This window comes from Vibrio sp. 10N.222.48.A3, assembly GCF_041475345.1.
Lineage (GTDB): Bacteria > Pseudomonadota > Gammaproteobacteria > Enterobacterales > Vibrionaceae > Vibrio > Vibrio tasmaniensis_A.
Map to the genome: position 1 here is coordinate 1 of NZ_JBFRVX010000932.1, position 561 is coordinate 561.

The following is a 561-nucleotide window of genomic DNA, read 5'->3' on the forward strand; positions in this document are numbered from 1 at the left end:
CTGTACTTCTTCTAACGTAGTAGGTGATACAGCGGTTAACACTATCGTTGCTAAGTCTGAAGGCGAAATCGGCGTTGAAACAAACGAAGAAGCTGAGCTAAAGAAAGCAGAAGCGTAATCAGAGATTTTCCTCTATAGATGAAATCTAAGTGGAAAGCCTGAATAGACAAACGGAGCCTAAGTGGCTCCGTTTTTTATTGGGTGATAACCCCAGTTACTGGGCTTATGTGAAGGTAATGATATGTATTCGTGTCTAACCATTCCTTTTATCAAAATAAATGTGAAAAAATCCAGTATCCCCCTTGAAAAGGATTCGTGAGCCCTTATCTATGGTGCATACGAAAGCAAATTACATTTGCACTTAAATTTGTGTATTAGGGTTGAATCCCTGATTACTACCCCCCACATAGTGGGTATAGCAAAAAACTAAATAGAATTTATTCGGAGAAAGCCTGATGGGTCGAATCATTGGTATTGATTTAGGTACTACTAACTCTTGTGTTGCTGTTCTTGACGGTGACAAACCACGCGTATTAGAAAATGCTGAAGGCGAACGCACAA

General features: G+C 39.8%; 1 protein-coding gene. It reads left to right on the forward strand.

Annotation, left to right across the window (positions count from 1 at the left end):
- Positions 1-455 precede the first annotated feature (455 nt).
- Positions 456-561 (forward strand): Hsp70 family protein (locus AB4653_RS22045; protein WP_372105350.1); only part of this gene is annotated, 106 nt, incomplete at its 3' end.